Genomic DNA, 20,376 nt, shown 5'->3' with positions numbered 1-20,376 from the left:
TGAAGGTCGTGACTGCACATGCCGGATGAAGAGAGGCTTGTCGACTACCTCAAGCGTGTGGCGACCGATCTGCACGACACTCGGCGGCGCCTGCGCGAGGTGGAGGAACGGGCCCAGGAGCCCATCGCCATCACCGCGATGACCTGCCGGTTCCCCGGCGGGGTGGATTCGCCCGAGGCGTTGTGGGATCTGGTGGCCTCCGGTGTCGACGCCGTCGGGCCGTTCCCCGCCGACCGCGGCTGGGACCTGGACGGCCTGTACCACCCCGACCCCGACCACCCGGGCACGACGTATACCCGCGAGGGCGGGTTCCTGCGCGACGCCGACAAGTTCGACGCGGGCTTCTTCGAGATCAGCCCCCGCGAGGCGCTGGCCACCGACCCGCAGCAGCGCGTGCTGCTGGAGGTGGCCTGGGAGCTGTTCGAGCGCGCCGGCCTCGACGCCACGGGTCTGCGGGGCAGCCGGACCGGTGTCTTCGTCGGGGCCGCGACCATCGGCTCGGCCACCTCGGGCGTCCCCGTCCGCAAGGAGACCGAGGGGTACGCGGGCGTCGCCCCCAGCATGCTGTCGGGCCGCCTGTCGTACACCTTCGGCCTCGAGGGTCCCGCCCTGACGGTGGAGACGGCCTGCTCCGCGTCGCTGGTGGCGATGCATCTGGGGATTCAGGCGCTGCGGCAGGGCGAGTGCGAACTGGCGGTGGCCGGCGGGGTGACCATCATGGCCTCGCCCGCGGTGTTCACCGGCTTCGCCCGCATGCGCGGCCTGGCGCCGAACGGCCGCTGCAAGCCGTTCGCCGCCGCCGCCGACGGCACCGGCTGGGGCGAGGGCGCGGGACTGATCCTGCTCGAGCGGCTGTCCGACGCCCGCCGCAACGGCCACCAAGTGCTCGCCGTCATCCGGGGCTCGGCCGTCAACCAGGACGGCGCGAGCAATGGCATCACCGCGCCCAACGGGCCCTCCCAGCAGCGCGTCATCCGCCAGGCGCTGGTCAACGCCCGCCTGTCGTCCGCCGAGGTGGACGTGGTGGAGGCGCATGGCACGGGCACCCGGCTCGGCGACCCGATCGAGGCGGACGCGCTGCACGCGACGTACGGGCGCCAGCGGCCGGCCGACCGGCCGCTGCTGCTGGGCTCGCTCAAGTCGAACATCGGCCACACCCAGGCCGCCGCCGGCGCGGCGGGCGTCATCAAGACGGTGATGGCGATCCGGCACGGGATGATCCCCGCGACGTTGCACATCGACGAGCCGACGCCGCATGTGGACTGGAGCTCGGGAGCCATCCGTCTGGTGACCGAGCCGGTCGACTGGCCGGAGACGGACCACCCGCGCCGGGCCGGGGTGTCCTCGTTCGGCGTCTCCGGAACCAACGCGCACGTGATCATCGAGCAGCCGCCCGCCCCGGCGGACCCGGAGGGCACCACCCCGGCGACCGGGGATGCCCCGGAGGCGAACCGAGCCGCAGAACAGGCCGTGCCGTGGGTGCTGTCCGCGCGGAGCGAGGCGGCGCTGGCTGAGCAGGCGCGGCGGCTGGCCGAGGCGGCGGAGCGCGATCCGGCCGCCGAAGTGGCGGACGTGGGCTGGTCGCTGGCGACGGCGCGGGCCCGGCTCGAGCACCGGGCCGTGGTCGTCGGCACGGACCGGTCCACGCTGCTCGGCGGTCTGGCCAAGCTGGCCGCCGACGAGCCCGATCCCGCGGTCGTCACCGGAGCGGCGGGCCCGATCGGCGCCGGCCCGGTGTTCGTCTTTCCCGGCCAGGGGTCCCAGTGGCCGGGCATGGCGCGCGAACTCCTCGACTCCTCCCCGGTGTTCGCCGCCCGGATCGCCGAGTGCGAACGGGCTCTGGCGCCGTACGTGGACTGGTCGCTGACCGCCGTGCTGCGCGGCACGGACCAGACGACGGACCCCAAGCGGGACGACGTCATCCAGCCCGTGCTGTGGGCCGTGCACGTCTCGCTGGCCACGCTCTGGCAGAGCTTCGGCATCACCCCGGCGGCCGTCGTGGGGCACTCCCAGGGCGAGGTCGCCGCGGCGTGCGTCGCCGGGGCCCTCACCCTCGACGACGCCGCCAGGATCATCGCCCTGCGGGTCCAGGCCCTGCGCCCGCTGATCGGCCACGGCGCCATGGCCTCCCTCACCCTGAGCGCCGAGGACACCGCCCGGCTCCTCGGCGACCTCGGCCCCGCGGCCGAGGACGTCGCCATCGCCGCCGTCAACGGCCCGCACGCCACGGTCGTCTCCGGCTCCCCGCAGCAGTTGGCCGCCGTCCTGGCGGCCGCGGAGGAGCGCGGCGCGCGCACCCGCACCATCGACGTCGAGTACGCCTCCCACGGTCCTCACGTGGACCGCATCCATGACGACGTCGTCTCCGCCCTGGGTGAGGTCTCGCCGGTCGAGTCCGAGGTCGCGTTCTACTCCACCGTCACCGCGGAACGCCTGAACACCGCGGGGCTCGACACCGGGTACTGGTTCGACAACCTCCGCCGGCCGGTCCGGTTCGCCGAGGCCGTGGGCCGTCTGCTGGCCGATGGGTACCGGGTCTTCATCCAGTGCAACCCGCACCCCATCCTGTCCACGAGCCTCCAGGACACCTTCGAGGAGTCCGGCACCCGCGCCACCTCCCTCGCCACCCTCCGCCGCGACCACGGCGGCGCGCACCAGCTGGCCCTCGCGCTCGCCCACGCGCACACCGCGGGTCTCGAGGTCGACTGGCGCCCCTGGTTCGCGGCCGACCGCGCGCCCCGCACGGTCGAGCTGCCCACGTACCCCTTCCAGCGCCGGCGTTACTGGATACCGTTCAGCGGAAAGGGCACCGGCGACGTGTCCGCCGCCGGTCTGCGCGCGGTGGAGCATCCGCTGCTGGCCGCCGCGGTGAGCCTGCCCGATGGCGGCATGGTGCTGACCGGGCGCCTCCCGGCCACGGGCGACGGCTGGCTCGCCGACCATGTCGTCGGCGGCACCGCGCTGCTCCCCGGGGCGGCCCTGGTCGAGTGGGCGCTACAGGCCGCTCACGAGGCGGGCTGCGCCGCGGTGGAGGAGCTGGCCCTGCGGATCCCGCTCGTGCTGCCCGCCTCGGGGGCCCTGCGCATACGTGTCGCGGTGGGGCCCGCCGACGACGAGGGCAGGCGGACGGTGGATGTGCACTCGCGCCCCGACGAGCTGGACACGGAGGCGCCCGACGGGTGGGTGTGCCACGCCATGGGCACACTCGCGCCCGAAGACCGCGAACACCCAGCCGCCCCGCCGGACATCCCGGCGGCCCCCTGGCCACCGCAGGCGGCGGAGCCGCTGGACGTCGCGGACTTCTACGAACGGGCCGCGGACGGCGGCTACGGCTACGGCCCCGCGTTCCGCGGCCTCACCGCGGCGTGGCGGGACGGCGCCGATCTGCTCGCCGAGATCGCGCTGCCCGAGGCGGCCGGCGAAGGCCCCGACAGGTTCGGCATCCACCCGGCGCTGCTGGACGCGGCCCTTCACCCGACGCTCCTCACGGGGGACGCGTCGCAGGACGGTCAGGTGTGGCTGCCGTTCGCGTGGAGCGGTGTGTCGCTGTGGGCCACGGGTGCGCGCCGGGTGCGTGTCCGCGTATCGCCGCTGGACAACGGGCGGCGGATCTCCCTGACCGACGAGACCGGCGCACCGGTCCTCGACGCCGAGTCGGTCTCCGTACGCCCCACCGGCGTCGCCGAGCTGCGCGCCGTCGGCGAGCGCGCGGCCGAGGGCCTGTTCGTCGTGGACTGGGTGCCCGCGCGTGGCGGGACGGGCGACGCGTCGGCTCCGCCGGACCGCGGTTGGGCGACGGTGGGCGACGGTGGCGTACCGCTCGCCGGGGTGGCAGGCCACGCCGACCTCGGCGCGCTGCTCGCCGCGGTGGACGACGGAATCCCGGTGCCGACGGTCGTCCTCCACCCGGTGACAGCGCCTGCCACCCCCGACGGCGGCCTCACCGCCGTCGGGGGCGTGCTGGCGCTGATCCAGGCGTGGCTGGCGGAGCCGCGGTTGGCGGACTCCCGGCTGGTCCTGGTCACCTCGGGCGCCGTGTCGGCCGGCGACGACGAGGGGGCGGTGGACCTGGGCGGCGCGGCCGTGTGGGGTCTGGTCCGTTCGGTCCAGGCCGAGCACCCGGGCCGGTTCACGCTGATCGACACGGCTGCCGACACGGCCGCCGAGGTGGCTGCCGACGCGGGCGGGGACGGCCTCTTGGCCGAGGCCGTGCGCCGCTCCATCGACGCGGACGAGCCGCAGATGGTCGTGCGCACGGCCGGAACGCTGGTGCCGCGCCTGGTGCGCACCTCCGCGGCGGCCGAGGGCGAGGCCCCGGAGCTGTCCGGTGGCACGGTGGTGGTGTCGGGCGGGACGGGCGTACTGGGCGGTGAGGTCGCCGAGCACCTGGTGCGTACGCATGGCGTGGAGCGTGTGCTGCTCCTCTCCCGGCGTGGCGCCCAGGCCCCCGACGCGGCCGAACTGGTGCGGCGGCTCACCGACTTGGGGGCCGAGGTGGACGTTTCGGCGGTCGACGTGGCCGACCACGCCGCGCTGGCCGAGGCGTTGGCGGCGATCCCCGCCGGCCACCCGCTGGTGGGCGTGGTGCACGCCGCCGGCGTGATCGACGACGCACTGGTGGAGTCCTGGGACGCCGAGCGGCTCGCCCGCGTATGGACGCCCAAGGCCCTCGGCGCGTGGAACCTGCACACCCTCACCCGCGACCTGCCGCTGCGGCTGTTCGTGGTGTTCTCCTCCGCCGCCGGTGTCGTCGGCAACTCCGGCCAGGCCGGATACGCCGCCGCCAACGCGTACACGGACGCCCTGATCGCCGACCGCCGCGCGGCCGGACTGCCCGGCACCTCGGTCGCCTGGACCCTGTGGCAGCAGACCTCCGCCATGACCGAGCACCTCACTGAGGCCGACCTGACCCGCCTCGGCACCCTCGGCATGCGCCCCCTCACCACGTCCCGTGGCCTCGGGCTCCTCGACGCGGCGCTCCATGTCACTCACCCCCTGGTGGTGGCCGCCGACCTCGACGCCACCCGGCTCGGCCCCGATACCCCCGCCATGCTGCGCGCCCTGGCCAGGCCGGCCCGCCGCCGCGCCATGGAACACCATGCCACCGGCCCCAAGCTGGCGGGCCGGCTGGCCGGTCTCGACGCCACCGCCCGGCGCGATCTGCTGCTTCAGACGGTGCGCCAGATGGTCATGGTGGTGCTGGGCCACTCCTCCGACGCGGCGATCCGGGCCGAGGCCGCGTTCAAGGAGCTGGGCTTCGACTCCCTGACCGCCGTCGAGCTGCGCAATCGCCTGGCCGGCGCCACCGGGCTGCGGCTGCCCGCCACCCTCGTCTTCGACTACCCCACCCCCCAGGCCCTCGCCGACCACCTCCTGGAGCGGCTGACCGCCACCGCTTCGCCCGCGCCCCGCCGTACCGGCCCGTCCAGGGACCGGGCCGCCGATGAGCCGGTCGCGGTGGTGGCGATGGCGTGCCGTTTCCCCGGCGGTGTGACCACGCCCGAGGGGTTGTGGGACCTGGTCGCGGCGGGACAGCACGTGCTCGGTTCCTTCCCCACCAACCGCGGCTGGGACCTGGCCAACCTGTTCCACCCCGACCCCGACCACCCCGGCACCAGCTACGCCTCCCAGGGCGCGTTCGTCTACGACGCCGACGGCTTCGACGCCGCCTTCTTCGGCATCAACCCCCGCGAAGCCCAGGCCATGGACCCGCAGCAGCGCGTCCTCCTGGAAACCGCCTGGGAACTCCTGGAACGCGCAGGGCTGGACCCCCACACCCTCAAGGACAGCCTGACCGGCGTCTACACCGGCGTCATGTATCACGACTACGGCAGTGGCCTGCCCGCCGGCGATCCCCGGCTGGACGGCTACGGCAATCTCGCCGGCACCAGCAGCATCATCTCCGGCCGGGTGGCGTACACCCTCGGCCTCCAGGGCCCGGCGGTCACCGTGGACACCGCCTGTTCTTCGTCGCTGGTCACCATGCACCTGGCCGCCCAGGCTCTGCGGCAGGGCGAGTGCGATCTGGCGCTGGCGGGCGGTGTGACCGTGCTGGCCACGCCCGATGTGTTCACGGGCTTCTCCCGGCAGCGCGGTCTGGCCCCGGACGGGCGGTGCAAGCCGTTCGCCGCCGCCGCCGACGGCACCGGCTTCGGCGAGGGCGTCGGCCTGGTGCTGCTGGAGCGGCTGTCGGACGCCCGGCGCAACGGGCATCACATCATGGCCGTCATCCGGGGTTCGGCGGTCAACCAGGACGGCGCGAGCAACGGCCTGACCGCCCCCAACGGCCCCTCCCAGCAGCGCGTCATCCGCCACGCCCTGGCCGGTGCGGGGCTCGACCCGGCGGATGTGGACGCCGTGGAGGCCCATGGCACGGGCACGACGCTGGGCGACCCCATCGAGGCCCAGGCCCTCCTGGCCACCTATGGCCAGGACCGCCCCGACGACCGGCCGCTGTGGCTCGGGTCCATCAAGTCCAACATCGGCCACACCCAGGCCGCCGCGGGCGTCGCCGGCGTCATCAAGATGATCATGGCCATGCGCCATGGCCGGCTGCCCGCCAGCCTCCACATCGACGAACCCAGCCCGCATGTGGACTGGGCCGGCGGACACGTCCAACTCCTGACCGAGGCCACCGACTGGCCCGAGGCCGACCGCCCCCGCCGCGCCGCCGTCTCCTCCTTCGGCGCCTCCGGCACCAACGCCCACCTCATCCTCGAACAGGCCCCGCACACACCCGAACCCCGGCCGGCGGCGGACGGCCCCGCGCCCGGCATCGTGCCCTGGCCGCTGTCCGCCCGGAGCGACCAGGCGCTGCACGCCCAGGCCGCGGCGCTCGCCGAGCGGCTACGAGCCGATGGCCGGCCCGCTGAGCCCCCGTCGGTTCCGGGCGTCGGGCGGGCCTTGGCCGCGACACGCTCGGTGTTCGAACGACGGGCGGTCATCGTCGGCAGCGACCGCCAGGAGATGACGGCCGCCCTGGACGCCCTGGCCGACGGGCGTCCCCACCCCGGGCTGATCACCCCTCCCCGCTCAGTCTCGGCGCGCTCCAACGCACGGGCTTCCCTCGTCACCGCCGTGCCCGGCGCCGCGCCCACATCGGGCAAGACCGTATGGCTGTTCTCCGGGCAGGGCAGCCAGCGCCCGGGCATGGGCGCCGAACTGCACCAGCGTTTCCCGGCCTTCGCCGACGCCTTCGACGAGGTCTGCGCGCTGCTCGATCCACATCTCGACCACCCCCTGCGGGACATCGTCTTCGCCACCGACGACGAGACCACCGACCTCATCCACCACACCACCTACACCCAGGCCGGGCTGTTCGCGGTGCAGGTCGCACTCGCCCAACTGCTGAAGGCATGCGGTGCGCGGCCGGACGCCGTGATCGGCCACTCCATCGGCGAGATCGCCGCCGCACACATCGCCGGAGTCTTCACCCTCGAAGACGCCTGCCGCCTCGTCGCCGCCCGCGCCACCCTGCTCGGCAACCTGCCCCCCGGCGGCGCCATGACCGCCCTCGAAGCCACCGCCGAAGAAGCCACCGAAGCCCTCGCCCCGTACGACGGCCAGGTCTCCATCGCCGCCCTCAACGCCCCCACCAGCACCGTCATCTCCGGCCCACACGACCTGGTCACCAAAATCGGCACAGCCTGGAAGGAACGCGGCCGCCGGATCAAGGCGCTGACCGTCAGCCACGCCTTCCACTCCCCCCTCGTCGAACCGGCCCTGGACGACTTCCGTGACGCCATCGCCGAGCTGACCTACCACCAGCCCACCATCCCCCTCATCAGCAACCTCACCGGCGAGCCGGCCGACGAGGACATCACCACCCCCGACTACTGGGTACGCCACATCCGCCAACCCGTCCACTTCCACCCCGCCATCGTGCACATCGCACCGAGCACCGCGGTCTTCGTCGAGGTCGGCCCCGACGCCGTCCTCGTCCCCGCCACGCAGGACACCCTCGACACCCTCGATGACGAGCCCTCGCACGCTCCCCTGCTCGTCCCGGCCCTGACCCGCAACCAGCCCGACGTCCAAGGCCTGGCACACGCCCTCGCCCGGCTGCACACCCACACCCCCGTCGACTGGCGGCCCTGGTTCGCGGACCAGCCCACCCCGGACACCGTCGACCTGCCCACCTACCCCTTCCAACACCGGCCCTACTGGCTCACCGGCCGAGTCTCCGGCCCGGCCACGGCCGGTTCCACGGGCCTGGACCACCCGCTGCTGCGGACCGCCGCGCCGCTGGCCGACGGCGGCATGGTGGTCACCGGCCATGTCCCTCCCGCCGACCATGCCAGCTGGCTCACCGAGCACACCATCGCCGAGACCGTCCTGCTGCCCGCCACCGCGCTCCTCGAACTCACCCTCCACGCCGCGGACCACACCGCCACGCCCCACATCGACGAACTCCTCCTCCAGCGTCCCCTCAGGCTCGACCCCACCCACCCCCTCTCGCTCCAGGTCATGGTCAGTCCCCCTGACGACACCGGCCGCCACACCCTCCACGTCTACACCCGCCCGGAGTCCAACCCCACGGCGGAGTGGACCCGCCACGTCACCGCCACCCTCACCGGCGAGCCCAGGGCCGAGCTGCCGACCACCGAAGCGGAGGCGGCCTGGCCGCCCCCGGGGGCCGAACCCGTCGACATCGACGGCTTCTACGAACGGGCCGCCGCGGGCGGCTATCACTACGGGCCCACCTACCAAGGGCTGCGAGCCGCCTGGCGCCACGGCGACGACCTCCTCGCCGACATCACTCTCCCCACCTCCGACACCGCCGATCACCTCACCGACGCCCTCACCCTCCACCCCGCCCTCCTCGACGCCGCCCTCCACCCCCTCATCGCCACCGCCGACAACCCGGCCGGTGAGATCTGGCTCCCCTTCACCTGGAACGGCGTCACCCTCCACGCGACCGGCGCCACCCACGCGCGGGCCCGCATCACTCCCCAAGGCGGCAACGAGTACCGCCTCACCCTCACCGACACCACGGGCGCTCTCGTCCTCACCGCCGACACCATCACCACCCGGCCACTCGACACCGCGAGCCTGCGGACCGGCGAGCCGAACGACTGCCTGTACCACGTGCGATGGACCGCCTTGCCGACCCCGGCGGGGCCGGTGACATCCCCGGCGGGCGACTGGGCGGTGCTCGGAGACGGTGAACCCGCCAAGGCCATCCCCTCGCTCGCCCGCTATCCGGATGTCGCCGCACTCGCCGCGGCCATGGACGACGGCGTGCCCGTGCCGCCGGTCGTCCTGACCAGCCTGTCCGAGGCCGACGGCGGCGCCGTCGCCGACGCCGACGCGGTGGCGCGGATCCTGGCGACGGCACAGGAATGGCTGGCCGAGCCGCGGCTCGCCGAGGCCCGGCTGGTGATCGTCACCCGCGACGCCGCTGCCGTGAACGAGGAGACGGACGTCGACCCCGTCGCGGCGGCCGTCTGGGGTCTGGTCCGCAGCGCGCAGTCGGAGAACCCCGGCCGGTTCACGCTGCTCGACCTCGGCGGACGCGACGCCGACGTCAGTACGGCACCCGACGTCGCGTCAGTGGTGCGCGCGGCCGTCGACGCGGACGAGTGGCAGGTGGCGGTGCGCGACGGGAAGCCGTTCGTACCGAGACTGATGGCCGCGGACACGACGGCCGGCATCGCGCTGCCCGTCGGCGCGCCCGCCTGGCAGCTCGTCGTGGCGGAGGACAACGCGGGCACGGTGGACAGCCTGGTGCCCGAGGAGAGTCCGCACGTGCTGGAGCCGTTGGCACCAGGTCAGGTGCGGATCGCCGTCCGCGCCGCGGGCGTCAACTTCCGGGACGTGATGGTGACCCTCGGCGTCGTGCCCGACCGGCGGGGCATGGGCGGCGAGGGCGCGGGCGAGGTGCTGGAGGTGGCTCCCGATGTGACGTCGATGGCAGTCGGCGACCGTGTCATGGGCCTGTTCGAGGGCGCCTTCGGCCCCATCGCCGTCGCCGACGCCCGCGCCGTCGTCCCTGTCCCGCCCGGCTGGAGCGATCAGCAGGCCGCCGCCGTACCCATCGCGTTCCTCACCGCCTGGTACGGCCTGGTGGACCTCGCAGAACTCACGGCGGGCGAATCCGTCCTCATTCACGCCGCCACGGGTGGCGTGGGCACGGCGGCCGTGCAGATCGCCCGCCACCTGGGCGCCGAGGTCTACGCCACCGCCGGCCCCGCCAAGCACCAAGTCCTGGAGGCGATGGGCATCGACGAGGCCCACCGCGCCTCCTCCCGCGACCTGGACTTCGAGGACGCCTTCCCGGGCGTCGACGTGGTCCTCAACAGCCTGGCCGGCGAGTTCACCGACGCGTCCCTGCGGCTGCTGGGCGAAGGGGGCCGTTTCCTGGAGATGGGCAAGACCGACATCCGCGCCCCCGAACAGATCGCCGAGACGCACGCCGGCGTTCGCTACCGCGCTTACGACCTCGTCTCCGACGCCGGTTTCGACCGGGTCGCGGAGATGCTGGGCACGCTCGCCGACCTCTTCGCCCAGGGCGTCCTCCAGCCGCCCCCGGTGCAGGCATGGCCACTGGCCAGGGCCCGCCAGGCGCTGCGCCACATGAGCCAGGCCAAACACACCGGCAAACTCGTCCTGGACATCCCCCCCACCCTCGACCCCAAGGGCACCGTCCTGATCACCGGCGGCACCGGCACCCTCGGCGCCCTGATCGCCGAACACCTCGTCACCACCCACCACATCACCCACCTCCACCTCCTCAGCCGCCGCGGACCCGACGCACCCGGAGCCCAGCAGCTCATCGACAAACTCCACGCGCTGGGCGCCTCCGTCCACATCACCGCCACCGACACCACCGACCCCCACGCCCTCCGAGAAGCCCTCGACACCATCGACCCGGCCCACCCGCTCACCGGCGTCATCCATACTGCGGGCATCGTCGAGGACGCCGTCCTCACCTCCCAGACCCCCGACACCCTCCGCCGTGTCTGGACCGCCAAGGCGACCGGCGCCGCCAACCTCCACCGGGCCACCCGGCACCTCCCCCTGGCCATGTTCGTGATCTTCTCCTCCGCAGCCGGCACCCTCGGCTCCCCGGGGCAGGCCAACTACGCCGCCGCCAACGCCTACTGCGACGCACTCGCCGCCCGGCGACAGCACGCGGGACTGCCCGCCACCTCCATCGCCTGGGGACTGTGGGCCGCCACCAGCGGCATGACCGGCGGGCTCACCGAAGTCGATCACGCCAGGATGAGCAGGTCGGGGATGTCACCACTGTCCTCGGAACATGCCCTGGCGCTGTTCGACGCGGCGCTCGCGCGCGGTGCGGCGCAGGTGCTCGCCGCCCGGCTCGACCCGGCCGCGCTGTCCGCCCAGCCCGCCGAGGCGCTGCCGCCGTTGGTCCGCTCGCTTGCGAGCACCCGCGCCCGGGTCGCCCGGCGGAGTGCGGCGGCACCGGTGGCCGACCTGTCCGGCCGGCTGGCGTCGATGGGCGCCAACGAACAGCTGGCGCTCCTGCTCGATCTGGTCCGGACCCACGCGGCCACCGTGCTGGGGCATGCGGATTCCGACTCGGTCTCGATGGACACGCCGTTCAAGGATCTCGGGTTCGACTCGCTGACCGGGGTCGAGCTGCGCAACCGACTCACCATGGTGACGGGGCTGCGGTTGTCCGCGGCGTCGGTGTTCCGCTACCCGACGCCGTCCGCCATGGCCGAGTACCTGCGGGGCGAACTGTGCCCAGCGGGGGACGACGCGGCGCAGCCCGTGCTGCGGGAGCTGGAGCGGCTCGAGGCGGCGGTGGGCGAGGTGAAGCCGGAGGGCGAGACCGGTGCCCAGCTCGTCAAGCGGTTGCAGACCCTGTTGTGGCGCCTCGGTGACGGTGCCGACGCGGTCGATCACAGCGTCGACGGTGAGGCGTTGGAGTCGGCGTCGGACGACGAGATGTTCGCGCTCATCGACCAGCAATTGGGCTCGTCCTGACGGGGAGTGACGGAGGAACCATGTCCACCACCGAAGAGAAGCTGCGCCAGTACCTCAAGCGGGTCACCGTCGACCTGGGCGAGGCCAGACAACGCCTGCGCGAAGCGGAAGAACGCCACCAGGAACCCATTGCCATCATCTCCATGGCCTGCCGCTACCCCGGCGGGGTCACCTCCCCGGAGAACCTCTGGGACCTCGTCGCCACGGGCGGCGACGCCATCGGCCCCTTCCCCACCAACCGCGGCTGGGACCTCGACCATCTCTACCACCCCGACCCGGACCACCCCGGCACCAGCTATGTCCGGGAAGGCGGCTTCCTCCACGACGCCGACGAATTCGACGCCTCCTTCTTCAACATCAGCCCGCGCGAAGCCCTCGCCATGGATCCCCAACAGCGGCTCCTCCTGGAGGTCGCCTGGGAACTCCTCGAACGCGCCCACATCGACCCCACCACCCTCAAGGGCACCTCCACCGGCGTCTACGCGGGGGTGTCGAGCCAGGACTACCTGTCGCGGATACCGCGGATTCCCGAGGGCTTCGAGGGCTACACCGCCACGGGAGGGCTCACGAGCGTGGTGTCCGGCCGTGTGGCGTACGCGCTGGGTCTGGAGGGCCCGGCGGTCACGCTGGACACGGCGTGCTCGTCGTCGCTGGTGGCCACGCATCTGGCGGTCCGGGCGCTGCGGCAGGGCGAGTGCACCCTGGCGCTGGCCGGCGGCGTGACCGTGTTCACCGCGGCCACGGCGTATGTGGAGTTCTCCAAGCAGCGGGGGTTCGCGCCGGACGCCCGTTGCAAGGCGTTCGCCGCGGCGGCCGACGGCACGGGCTTCTCCGAGGGCGCGGGCCTGGTGCTGCTGGAGCGGCTCTCCGACGCCGAGCGCAACGGGCACCAGGTGCTCGCCGTCATCCGGGGCACGGCCGTCAACCAGGACGGCGCCAGCAACGGGCTGGCGGCGCCCAACGATGCCGCGCAGGAACGCGTCATCCGGCAGGCGCTGGCCGATGCCCGGCTCCCCGCCGACCAGGTGGACGCGGTGGAGGCCCATGGCACGGGCACCACCCTCGGCGACCCGATCGAGGCCGAGGCGCTGCTGGCCACCTACGGCCAGGAGCGCCCGGAGGACCGGCCGCTGTGGCTGGGCTCGATCAAGTCGAACATCGGCCACACCCAGGCCGCCGCCGGGATCGCGGGCGTCATCAAGATGGTGATGGCCCTGCGCCACGGCTCGCTGCCCGCCACCCTCCACGTCGACGAGCCCACCTCGCATGTGGACTGGAGCCGCGGCGCGGTACGTCTGCTCACCGAACCGGTCGACTGGCCGGCCACCGAGCGCCCCCGCGGCGCCGGCGTCTCGGCGTTCGGCATCTCCGGCACCAACGCCCACGTCATCCTGGAAGAGGCCACCCCGTCACCGGAACCCGACACGGACGCGGCCGAGCCGGCCGTCCTGGGCGGCGTGGCGCCCTGGGTGCTCTCGGCCCGCACCCCGGAAGCCCTGGCCGACCAGGCACGCCGACTGGCCCGGACCATCACCGACACCCCCGGCAGCTCGCCCGCCGAGGTGGCCTGGTCACTGGCCACCACCCGCGCCACGTTCGACCACCGCGCCGTGGTCACCGGCACCGACCTCACCGACCTCACCGCCGCGCTGGAGGCCCTGGCCACCGGCGGCGAACACCCCCACCTCACCCGCGGCACCGCCCTCGACCCGCAACAGGGCCCGGTCCTCGTCTTCCCCGGCCAGGGCTCCCAATGGCCCGGCATGGCCATCGACCTCCTCGACTCCTCCCCCGCCTTCGCCACCCGGATCACCGCCTGCGAACAGGCCCTGGCCCCCTACGTCGACTGGTCACTCACCGCCGTCCTGCGCTCCACCGACACCACCACCGACCCCCACCGCGTCGATGTCATCCAACCCACCCTGTGGGCCGTCATGGTGTCCCTGGCCGGACTGTGGCAGGACTTCGGCATCACCCCGGCCGCCGTCATCGGCCACTCCCAAGGCGAGATCGCCGCCGCCCACATCGCCGGAGCCCTCACCCTCGACGACGCCGCCAAAGTCGTGGCCCTGCGCAGCCAGGCCCTGCGCGCCCTCGCCGGCCACGGGGCCATGGCCTCCCTCACCCTCAGCGCCGAGGACACCGCCCGCGTCCTGACCGACCTCGGCCAGACAGCCGAAGACATCGCCATCGCCGCCCACAACGGCCCCCGCTCCACCGTCATCTCCGGCCCCCCCGACCAAATCACCACCACCCTGGCAGCCGCCGAAGCCCAAGGCGCGCGAACCCGAACCATCGACGTGGACTACGCCTCCCACAGCCCCCACGTCGACCGCATCCGCGACACCATCCTCACCCAACTCGCCGACCTCACCCCCACCACACCCACCATCCCCTTCTACTCCACCGTCACCACCGAACCACTGACCACCACCCCACTCGACGCCCACTACTGGTTCACCAACCTCCGCCAGCCCGTCCGCTTCACCGACACCCTCACCACCCTCCTCACCCACCGCCACCGCCACTTCATCGAAGCCAGCCCCCACCCCGTCCTCACCCCCGGCATCCAAGACGCCATCGACGACGCCGACGTCCCCGCCACCACCATCCCCACCCTCCGCCGCAACCACGCCACCCCCCACGACCTCGCCGACGCCCTCGCGCACGCCCACACCACCGGCCTCACCGTCGACTGGCGGCCCTGGTACACCACCACCCCACCCACCACCACCGACCTACCCACCTACCCCTTCCAACGGCAGCGCTACTGGCTGCCGGACGAACTGGCGGACGCGCCGCCGCCGGAGGCGGACGAGGAGGAGGTCCGGTTCTGGAGCGCGGTCGACACGCAGGATCTCCCGGCGCTGTCCGAGACGCTGGGCCTCGGTGAGGAGGACGGACGGCGCTCGTCGCTCGGTGCGGTGCTGCCGACGCTGTCGCGCTGGCACCGGGAACGCCACGAGCGAGCGACCGTGAACTCATGGCGCTACCGGATCGGCTGGCGGCTCCTGCCCGACCTCGTCCCTGCGGCCGTGGCGGGTTGGTGGCTGCTGGTCGTGCCGCCGGAAGACGCCGAGCCATGGGCCGACGCCTGTGAGCGGGCCCTTACGGCGGGCGGCGGCGAGGTGCGGCGGCTGGTGGCGGACGGGCGGACCGGTACGGCCGAGCTGGCCGCGTCGCTACGGGCGCTGTGCGCCGCGGGCCCGTCCCCGGCGGGGGTTCTGTCCCTCCTGCCGCTCGACGAACGCCCGCACGAGACGTTCCCCGCCGTGATCGGCGGCGTGACGGGCACCCTCGTCCTGCTGCGAGCCCTGCTGGAGGCGGAGCTCGACGCACCCCTGTGGTGCGCCACGCGGGGCGCGGTGGCCGTCGCCGACGACGAACGCCCTCAGGCCCCGGCGCAGGCTCAGGTATGGGGGCTCGGCCGGGTGGCCGCGCTGGAGCATCCGATGGCATGGGGCGGGCTGGTGGACCTGCCTGCCTCGATCGAGGACCTCGCTCCCGACCTGCTGTGCGCCACGCTGGCGGGACGGGACGGCGAGGACCAGGTGGCACTGCGGCCGGCCGGGGCCTTCGCGCGCCGACTGCTGTCCGCGCCGCTGGACGCGGAGGCGCCGACGCGCGAGTGGACGCCACGGGAGGGCGTCCTCGTCACCGGCGGCGTCGCCGGGGCCGCGGCCCATGTGGCACGGTGGCTGGCCACGAGCGGCACGAAGCGCATCGTGCTGCTGGCGCCGGGCGGCGAGGCCGCGCCCGGTGGTGCGGAGCTGGTGGCCGAGCTGGCGGAGCTGGGCGCGGAGGCGACGGTGGTGGACGGTGTGCCGTCCGAGCCGTCGGCCCGACACGAGCTGGCGGACCGGCTCGCGGCCTCGGGGCTGCGGGTCCGCACGATCATCCACACCGGGGCACCGGGTGACCGGGCACCGCTGGCCGAACTCACCCCGGACCAGCTGGCCAAGGCCTTGTCGGCCGCCGTGGGCGGCGCCGATCGGCTCGCGGAGCTGTGCGGCCTGGAGGCAGACGATCCTGTGGTGGTCTTCTCGTCCGTCGTCGCGGTCTGGGGGGCAGGCGAGCACGGCGCCCGGGCCGCGGCCGACGCATACCTGGACGCGGTGGCGCGGCGGCGCGAGGTGGCCGGTGGGCGCGTCGTCCGGGTGGCGTGGGGCGTATGGGACGACATGGCGGAGCGGGCGGCGGTCGAACGCTCCGAACTCCATGGCCTCCCGGCCCTCGACCCCGCGCTGGCGCTGACCGCGCTGCGGCGGACGCTCGATCAGGACGGCCACGACGAGGCCCACGCGGTGTTCGCGGACGTGGACTGGGAGCGCTTCGCCCCGCTGTTCACCCTGGCGCGAGCCAGCCGCCTCTTCGACGAGATCCCAGCGGCCCGGCGGGCGGGCCGGGCGGGGCCGGGCTCCCCCGAGTCCGACGATTCCGGGAGCCTGACGGCCCTGCGGGACCGGCTCACGGCCCAGAAGCCCGAGGCGCGCACCGGCACGCTGCTGGCGCTCGTCCGCACCCACGCGGCGAGCGCGCTGCGCTACTCGGCGGCGGAGCTGGTCGAACCGGACCAGCCCTTCAACGAATTGGGGTTCGACTCCCTCACGGCCGTCGAGTTCCGGAACCGGCTCCGGGGCGCCACCGGCCTCAGCCTGTCCCCCACGCTGGTCTTCGACTACCCGACGCCGACCGCGCTGGCCGTCCATCTGGTGTCGCGGGTGCTGCCGGCCGAGCCGGCGGAGGAACCGGCCGCGGCGCACCTCGACGAGATCGAGGCGGCGCTCGCCGCCCTGGACGCGGACGACCCGCGGCGTTCTGGGTTGACGCACCGGCTGCGGGTGCTGCTGTGGCGATACACCGACGGTGAGGGCGCGTCCGAACCTCGCGAGGAGACGGGCGGTGACGACATGGAAACGGCTTCCGCGGACGAGATGTTCGCCCTTATCGACCGGGAATTCGGGGAGTCCTGAGCACGGCACCTCGAAGTGTTAGCCCGCCATAAGACACGGGAGAGAGACTTCGTACCGCGTGATGAATGTGACCATCGCCGATGGAGTAGGAGGGCGGGATGGCGAAGGGTTTTCAGGCCAGCCGACAGTGGGAGCGCATCAATGAGCTCTGGGTCACTGAGGACGCGGCCGCCGACTTGACCGGATTCAAGTCGGACCGACGGAATTTCAATATCGCTCTTTGGGATCCCACGGCCAACGGGGTCAGGTATCTGAGGGCCCTCGTCTACGAGCTGGCCACGCGGCTGAGCGACGACGAATGGTCGAAAATCGAGAATGTCCACAATCGTGACGTGGGAGACCCGGTCACGGTTCGCTACGAGGGCAAAACCGTCTGTCTGGACTATCTCCAGGCGGCGCTCGAGCTCGGATTCATCGAGAAGGAGCTGGACCTGGGCGGCGCCCGAGTCCTGGAGATCGGCGCAGGGTACGGCCGCACATGCCACGCGATGCTGTCCAACTACGACATCGCCTCCTACACCATCATCGACCTGAAGAACACCCTCGCTCTGAGCAGGACGTATCTTCGCGAGGTCCTGGACGAGAAGCAGTTCTCGAAGATGAAGTTCGTCCAGGTCGAGGACATCGGCACCGCCCTGAGCTCGGACCGCTTCGACCTGTGCGTCAACGTGCATTCCTTCACGGAGATGACCCCCGACACCGTCGAGGCCTATCTGCGCCTGATCGACGAGAAATGCGGGGCGTTCTTCGTGAAGAACCCGGTCGGAAAGTTCCGGGACAAGAGCATGGACGGCCACCAGAAGGGCGAGGAGGCCGTGCGGCTGGCCATGGAGACCGGGCCGCTGCGGCAGGTGCTCGACATCCACGACAGCGAGGCAGTAGAGGCGGCCGTGCCCGCCTTCATCGAGGCCTACCGGCCCGGCGACGGATGGACGTGCGCCGCCGACGCGCGGGGCATTCCCTGGAGCTACTTCCGGCAGGCAATCTTCAGGAAAACAGGCAGCAGGAAAACAGGCAGCGAGAAGACCGGCAGCGACCTTCCGTAGCACCCCGTCTTCCCGGGAGGGAACCATGGCCGCCTCTCCGGTGCTCCCGCACCGCCGCGACAACGCGCCGGTCGGCACGCCGGTCCTGATCCTGGGAGGCTCCGGGTATCTGGGGCGGCACATCTGCTCGGCGTTCGGCGCCGCGGGCGCGCGGGTGGTGCGGGTCTCCCGCGGCGCCCGCGCCGCCGTGGACGGCGACGGCTGCCGCTCGGTACGCCTGGACCTGACCGCGGCCACCCCCGCCGAGCTGGCCCGGCTCTGCGCCGATACGCGGGCGCGGGTCCTGGTGAACGCCTCGGGGGCGGTCTGGGGCGGCGGCGAACGGCAGATGGCCGAGGTCAACTCCGAGTTCGTGAACCGGCTGGTTGGGGCCGTCGCCGGGCTCCAGGGCCGACCGCGCCTGATCCACCTGGGCAGCGCCTACGAGTACGGCCCGGCCGACCCGGGGACGTCGATCGGCGAGGACTGGCCGACCGCTCCGACCACCGTGTACGGCCGCACCAAGCTGCTCGGGTCTCAGGCCGTGCTCCGGGCCGCCGCCGAGCTCGGCGTGGACGGGACCGTGCTGCGGGTCTCCGTGGCCTGCGGCCCGGGAGCCCCGGGCAACAGCCTTGCCGGGGCTGTGGCCGCGCACCTGGCGGCCGGCCACGACGAGCTGCGGCTCGCGCCCCTGCAGGACCACCGCGACCTGGTGGACGTCCGGGACGTGGCCGACGCGGTGGTCGCGGCGGCCCTGGCACCGTCCCGCGCGGTCACCGGCGGCGCAGTCAACATCGGTGGCGGTCGGGCAGTGCCGGTGCGCGCGCTGGTCGACCTGATGATCTCCCTCAGCGGGCTGCCGGTGCGCGTGGTCGAGGACCCGGACCTGCACCAGACGCGTTCGGACGCGGCCTGGCAACGACTGGACATCGGACGGGCGCGGCGCCTGCTGGGCTGGTCGCCGCGGCGAACCCTGCGGGAGTCGGTGCGCGATCTGCTCGCGGCCGCCGGCGTGCCGCCGCCCGCGACGATGCGGGCGGCGACGGCCTGCGGACCCCGGAACAGCCATGGGAAGGACGGTAGATGAGCGAACGTGTCGCGCGCATTCTCGACGAGGTGCGCAAGTATCACCAGGACAGCCAGGAGGGGCGGGGCTTCATCCCCGGGGTCACCGAGATCTGGCCCTCGGGCGCGGTGCTGGACGAGGACGACCGGGTCGCGCTGGTGCAGGCCGCGCTGGAGATGCGGATCGCCGCGGGGAAGGCCTCACGGAAATTCGAGTCGTCCTTCGCGCGCCGGATGAAGCGGCGCAAGGCGCATCTGACGAACTCCGGGTCGTCCGCGAATCTCCTGGCGGTCTCGGCGCTGACCTCCCATCTGCTGGGCGACCGCCGGCTGCGCCCGGGTGACGAGGTCATCACGGTGGCGGCGAGCTTCCCGACCACCGTCAACCCGATTCTGCAGAACGGGCTGGTCCCGGTCTTCGTAGATGTCGAGCTGGGGACGTACAACGCCACGGCCGAGCGGGTGGCGGAGGCGATCGGGCCGCGCACCCGGGCGATCATGATGGCGCACACGCTGGGCAACCCCTTCGAGGCCACGGAGATGGCGCGGCTCGCGCAGGACCACGACCTGGTGCTGATCGAGGACACCTGCGACGCCGTGGGGTCCACCTACGACGGGCAACTGGCGGGCACGTTCGGCGATCTGACGACCGTCAGCTTCTATCCCGCGCACCATCTGACCATGGGAGAGGGCGGCTGCGTGCTGACCTCGAATCTCGTGCTGGCGCGGATCGTGGAGTCGCTCCGGGACTGGGGCCGGGACTGCTGGTGCGAGCCGGGCGAGAGCGACACCTGCCGCAAGCGGTTCGGCTACCAGATGGGCACGCTGCCGGCCGGCTACGACCACAAGTACATATTCTCCCATATCGGATACAACCTGAAGTCGACGGACCTCCAGGCGGCACTCGGGCTGACCCAGCTCGACAAGCTCGACGCGTTCTGCTCGGCCCGGCGGAGCAACTGGCGGCAGCTGCGCGAAGGGCTGGCCGGGCTGCCGTGGCTGATCCTGCCGGAGGCGACGCCGCGCAGCGATCCGAGTTGGTTCGGGTTCGTCCTGACCGTCGACCCGCGGGCCCCGTTCAGCCGCGCCGAGCTCGTCGACTTCCTGGAGTCCCGCAAGATCGGGACACGTCGACTGTTCGCCGGGAACCTGACGCGCCACCCCGCGCACGCCGAGGCGCCGCACCGGGTGTGCGGCGAGCTGACCAACAGCGACATCATCACCGACCACACGTTCTGGGTCGGCGTCTATCCGGGGCTGACCGAGGAGATGATCGACTACGTCGTCTCCTCCATCACCGAGTTCATCGGAAACCACCGCTGAGCGTCGTCGGCACACCGATGACCGCGCGGGGGCCG

Annotated in this window: 5 protein-coding genes; all 5 read left to right on the top strand. The window is 73.0% G+C overall.

Annotation, left to right across the window (positions count from 1 at the left end):
* The first annotated feature begins 18 nt into the window (after positions 1–18).
* Complete coding sequence (locus tag ACWY4P_RS42900) at positions 19–11,955, top strand: SDR family NAD(P)-dependent oxidoreductase (protein ID WP_456206241.1); 11,937 nt, start codon at positions 19–21, stop codon at positions 11,953–11,955.
* On the top strand, positions 11,940–16,928 hold the full coding sequence (locus tag ACWY4P_RS42895) for a type I polyketide synthase (RefSeq protein ID WP_456213252.1): 4,989 nt from the start codon (positions 11,940–11,942) through the stop codon (positions 16,926–16,928). The genes ACWY4P_RS42900 and ACWY4P_RS42895 overlap by 16 nt, the downstream gene beginning before the upstream one ends.
* A gap of 98 nt (positions 16,929–17,026) precedes the next feature.
* Positions 17,027–17,974 (top strand): putative sugar O-methyltransferase, encoded by a 948-nt coding sequence (locus ACWY4P_RS42890; RefSeq protein ID WP_456206240.1) that lies wholly within the window; start codon positions 17,027–17,029, stop codon positions 17,972–17,974.
* A 25-nt stretch (positions 17,975–17,999) separates the two neighbouring features.
* Positions 18,000–19,040 carry an NAD-dependent epimerase/dehydratase family protein gene (locus ACWY4P_RS42885; protein ID WP_456206239.1) on the top strand — a complete coding sequence of 347 codons (1,041 nt, stop codon included), beginning with the start codon at positions 18,000–18,002 and terminating at the stop codon, positions 19,038–19,040.
* Positions 19,037–20,341 carry a lipopolysaccharide biosynthesis protein RfbH gene (gene rfbH / locus ACWY4P_RS42880; RefSeq protein WP_456206238.1) on the top strand — a complete coding sequence of 435 codons (1,305 nt, stop codon included), beginning with the start codon at positions 19,037–19,039 and terminating at the stop codon, positions 20,339–20,341. The genes ACWY4P_RS42885 and rfbH overlap by 4 nt, the downstream gene beginning before the upstream one ends.
* Positions 20,342–20,376 lie beyond the last annotated feature (35 nt).

Source organism: Streptomyces sp. LZ34, assembly GCF_053890475.1.
The sequence above is the reverse complement of the archived record's forward strand: the minus strand, read 5'-3'. Positions and strand labels throughout refer to the sequence as shown.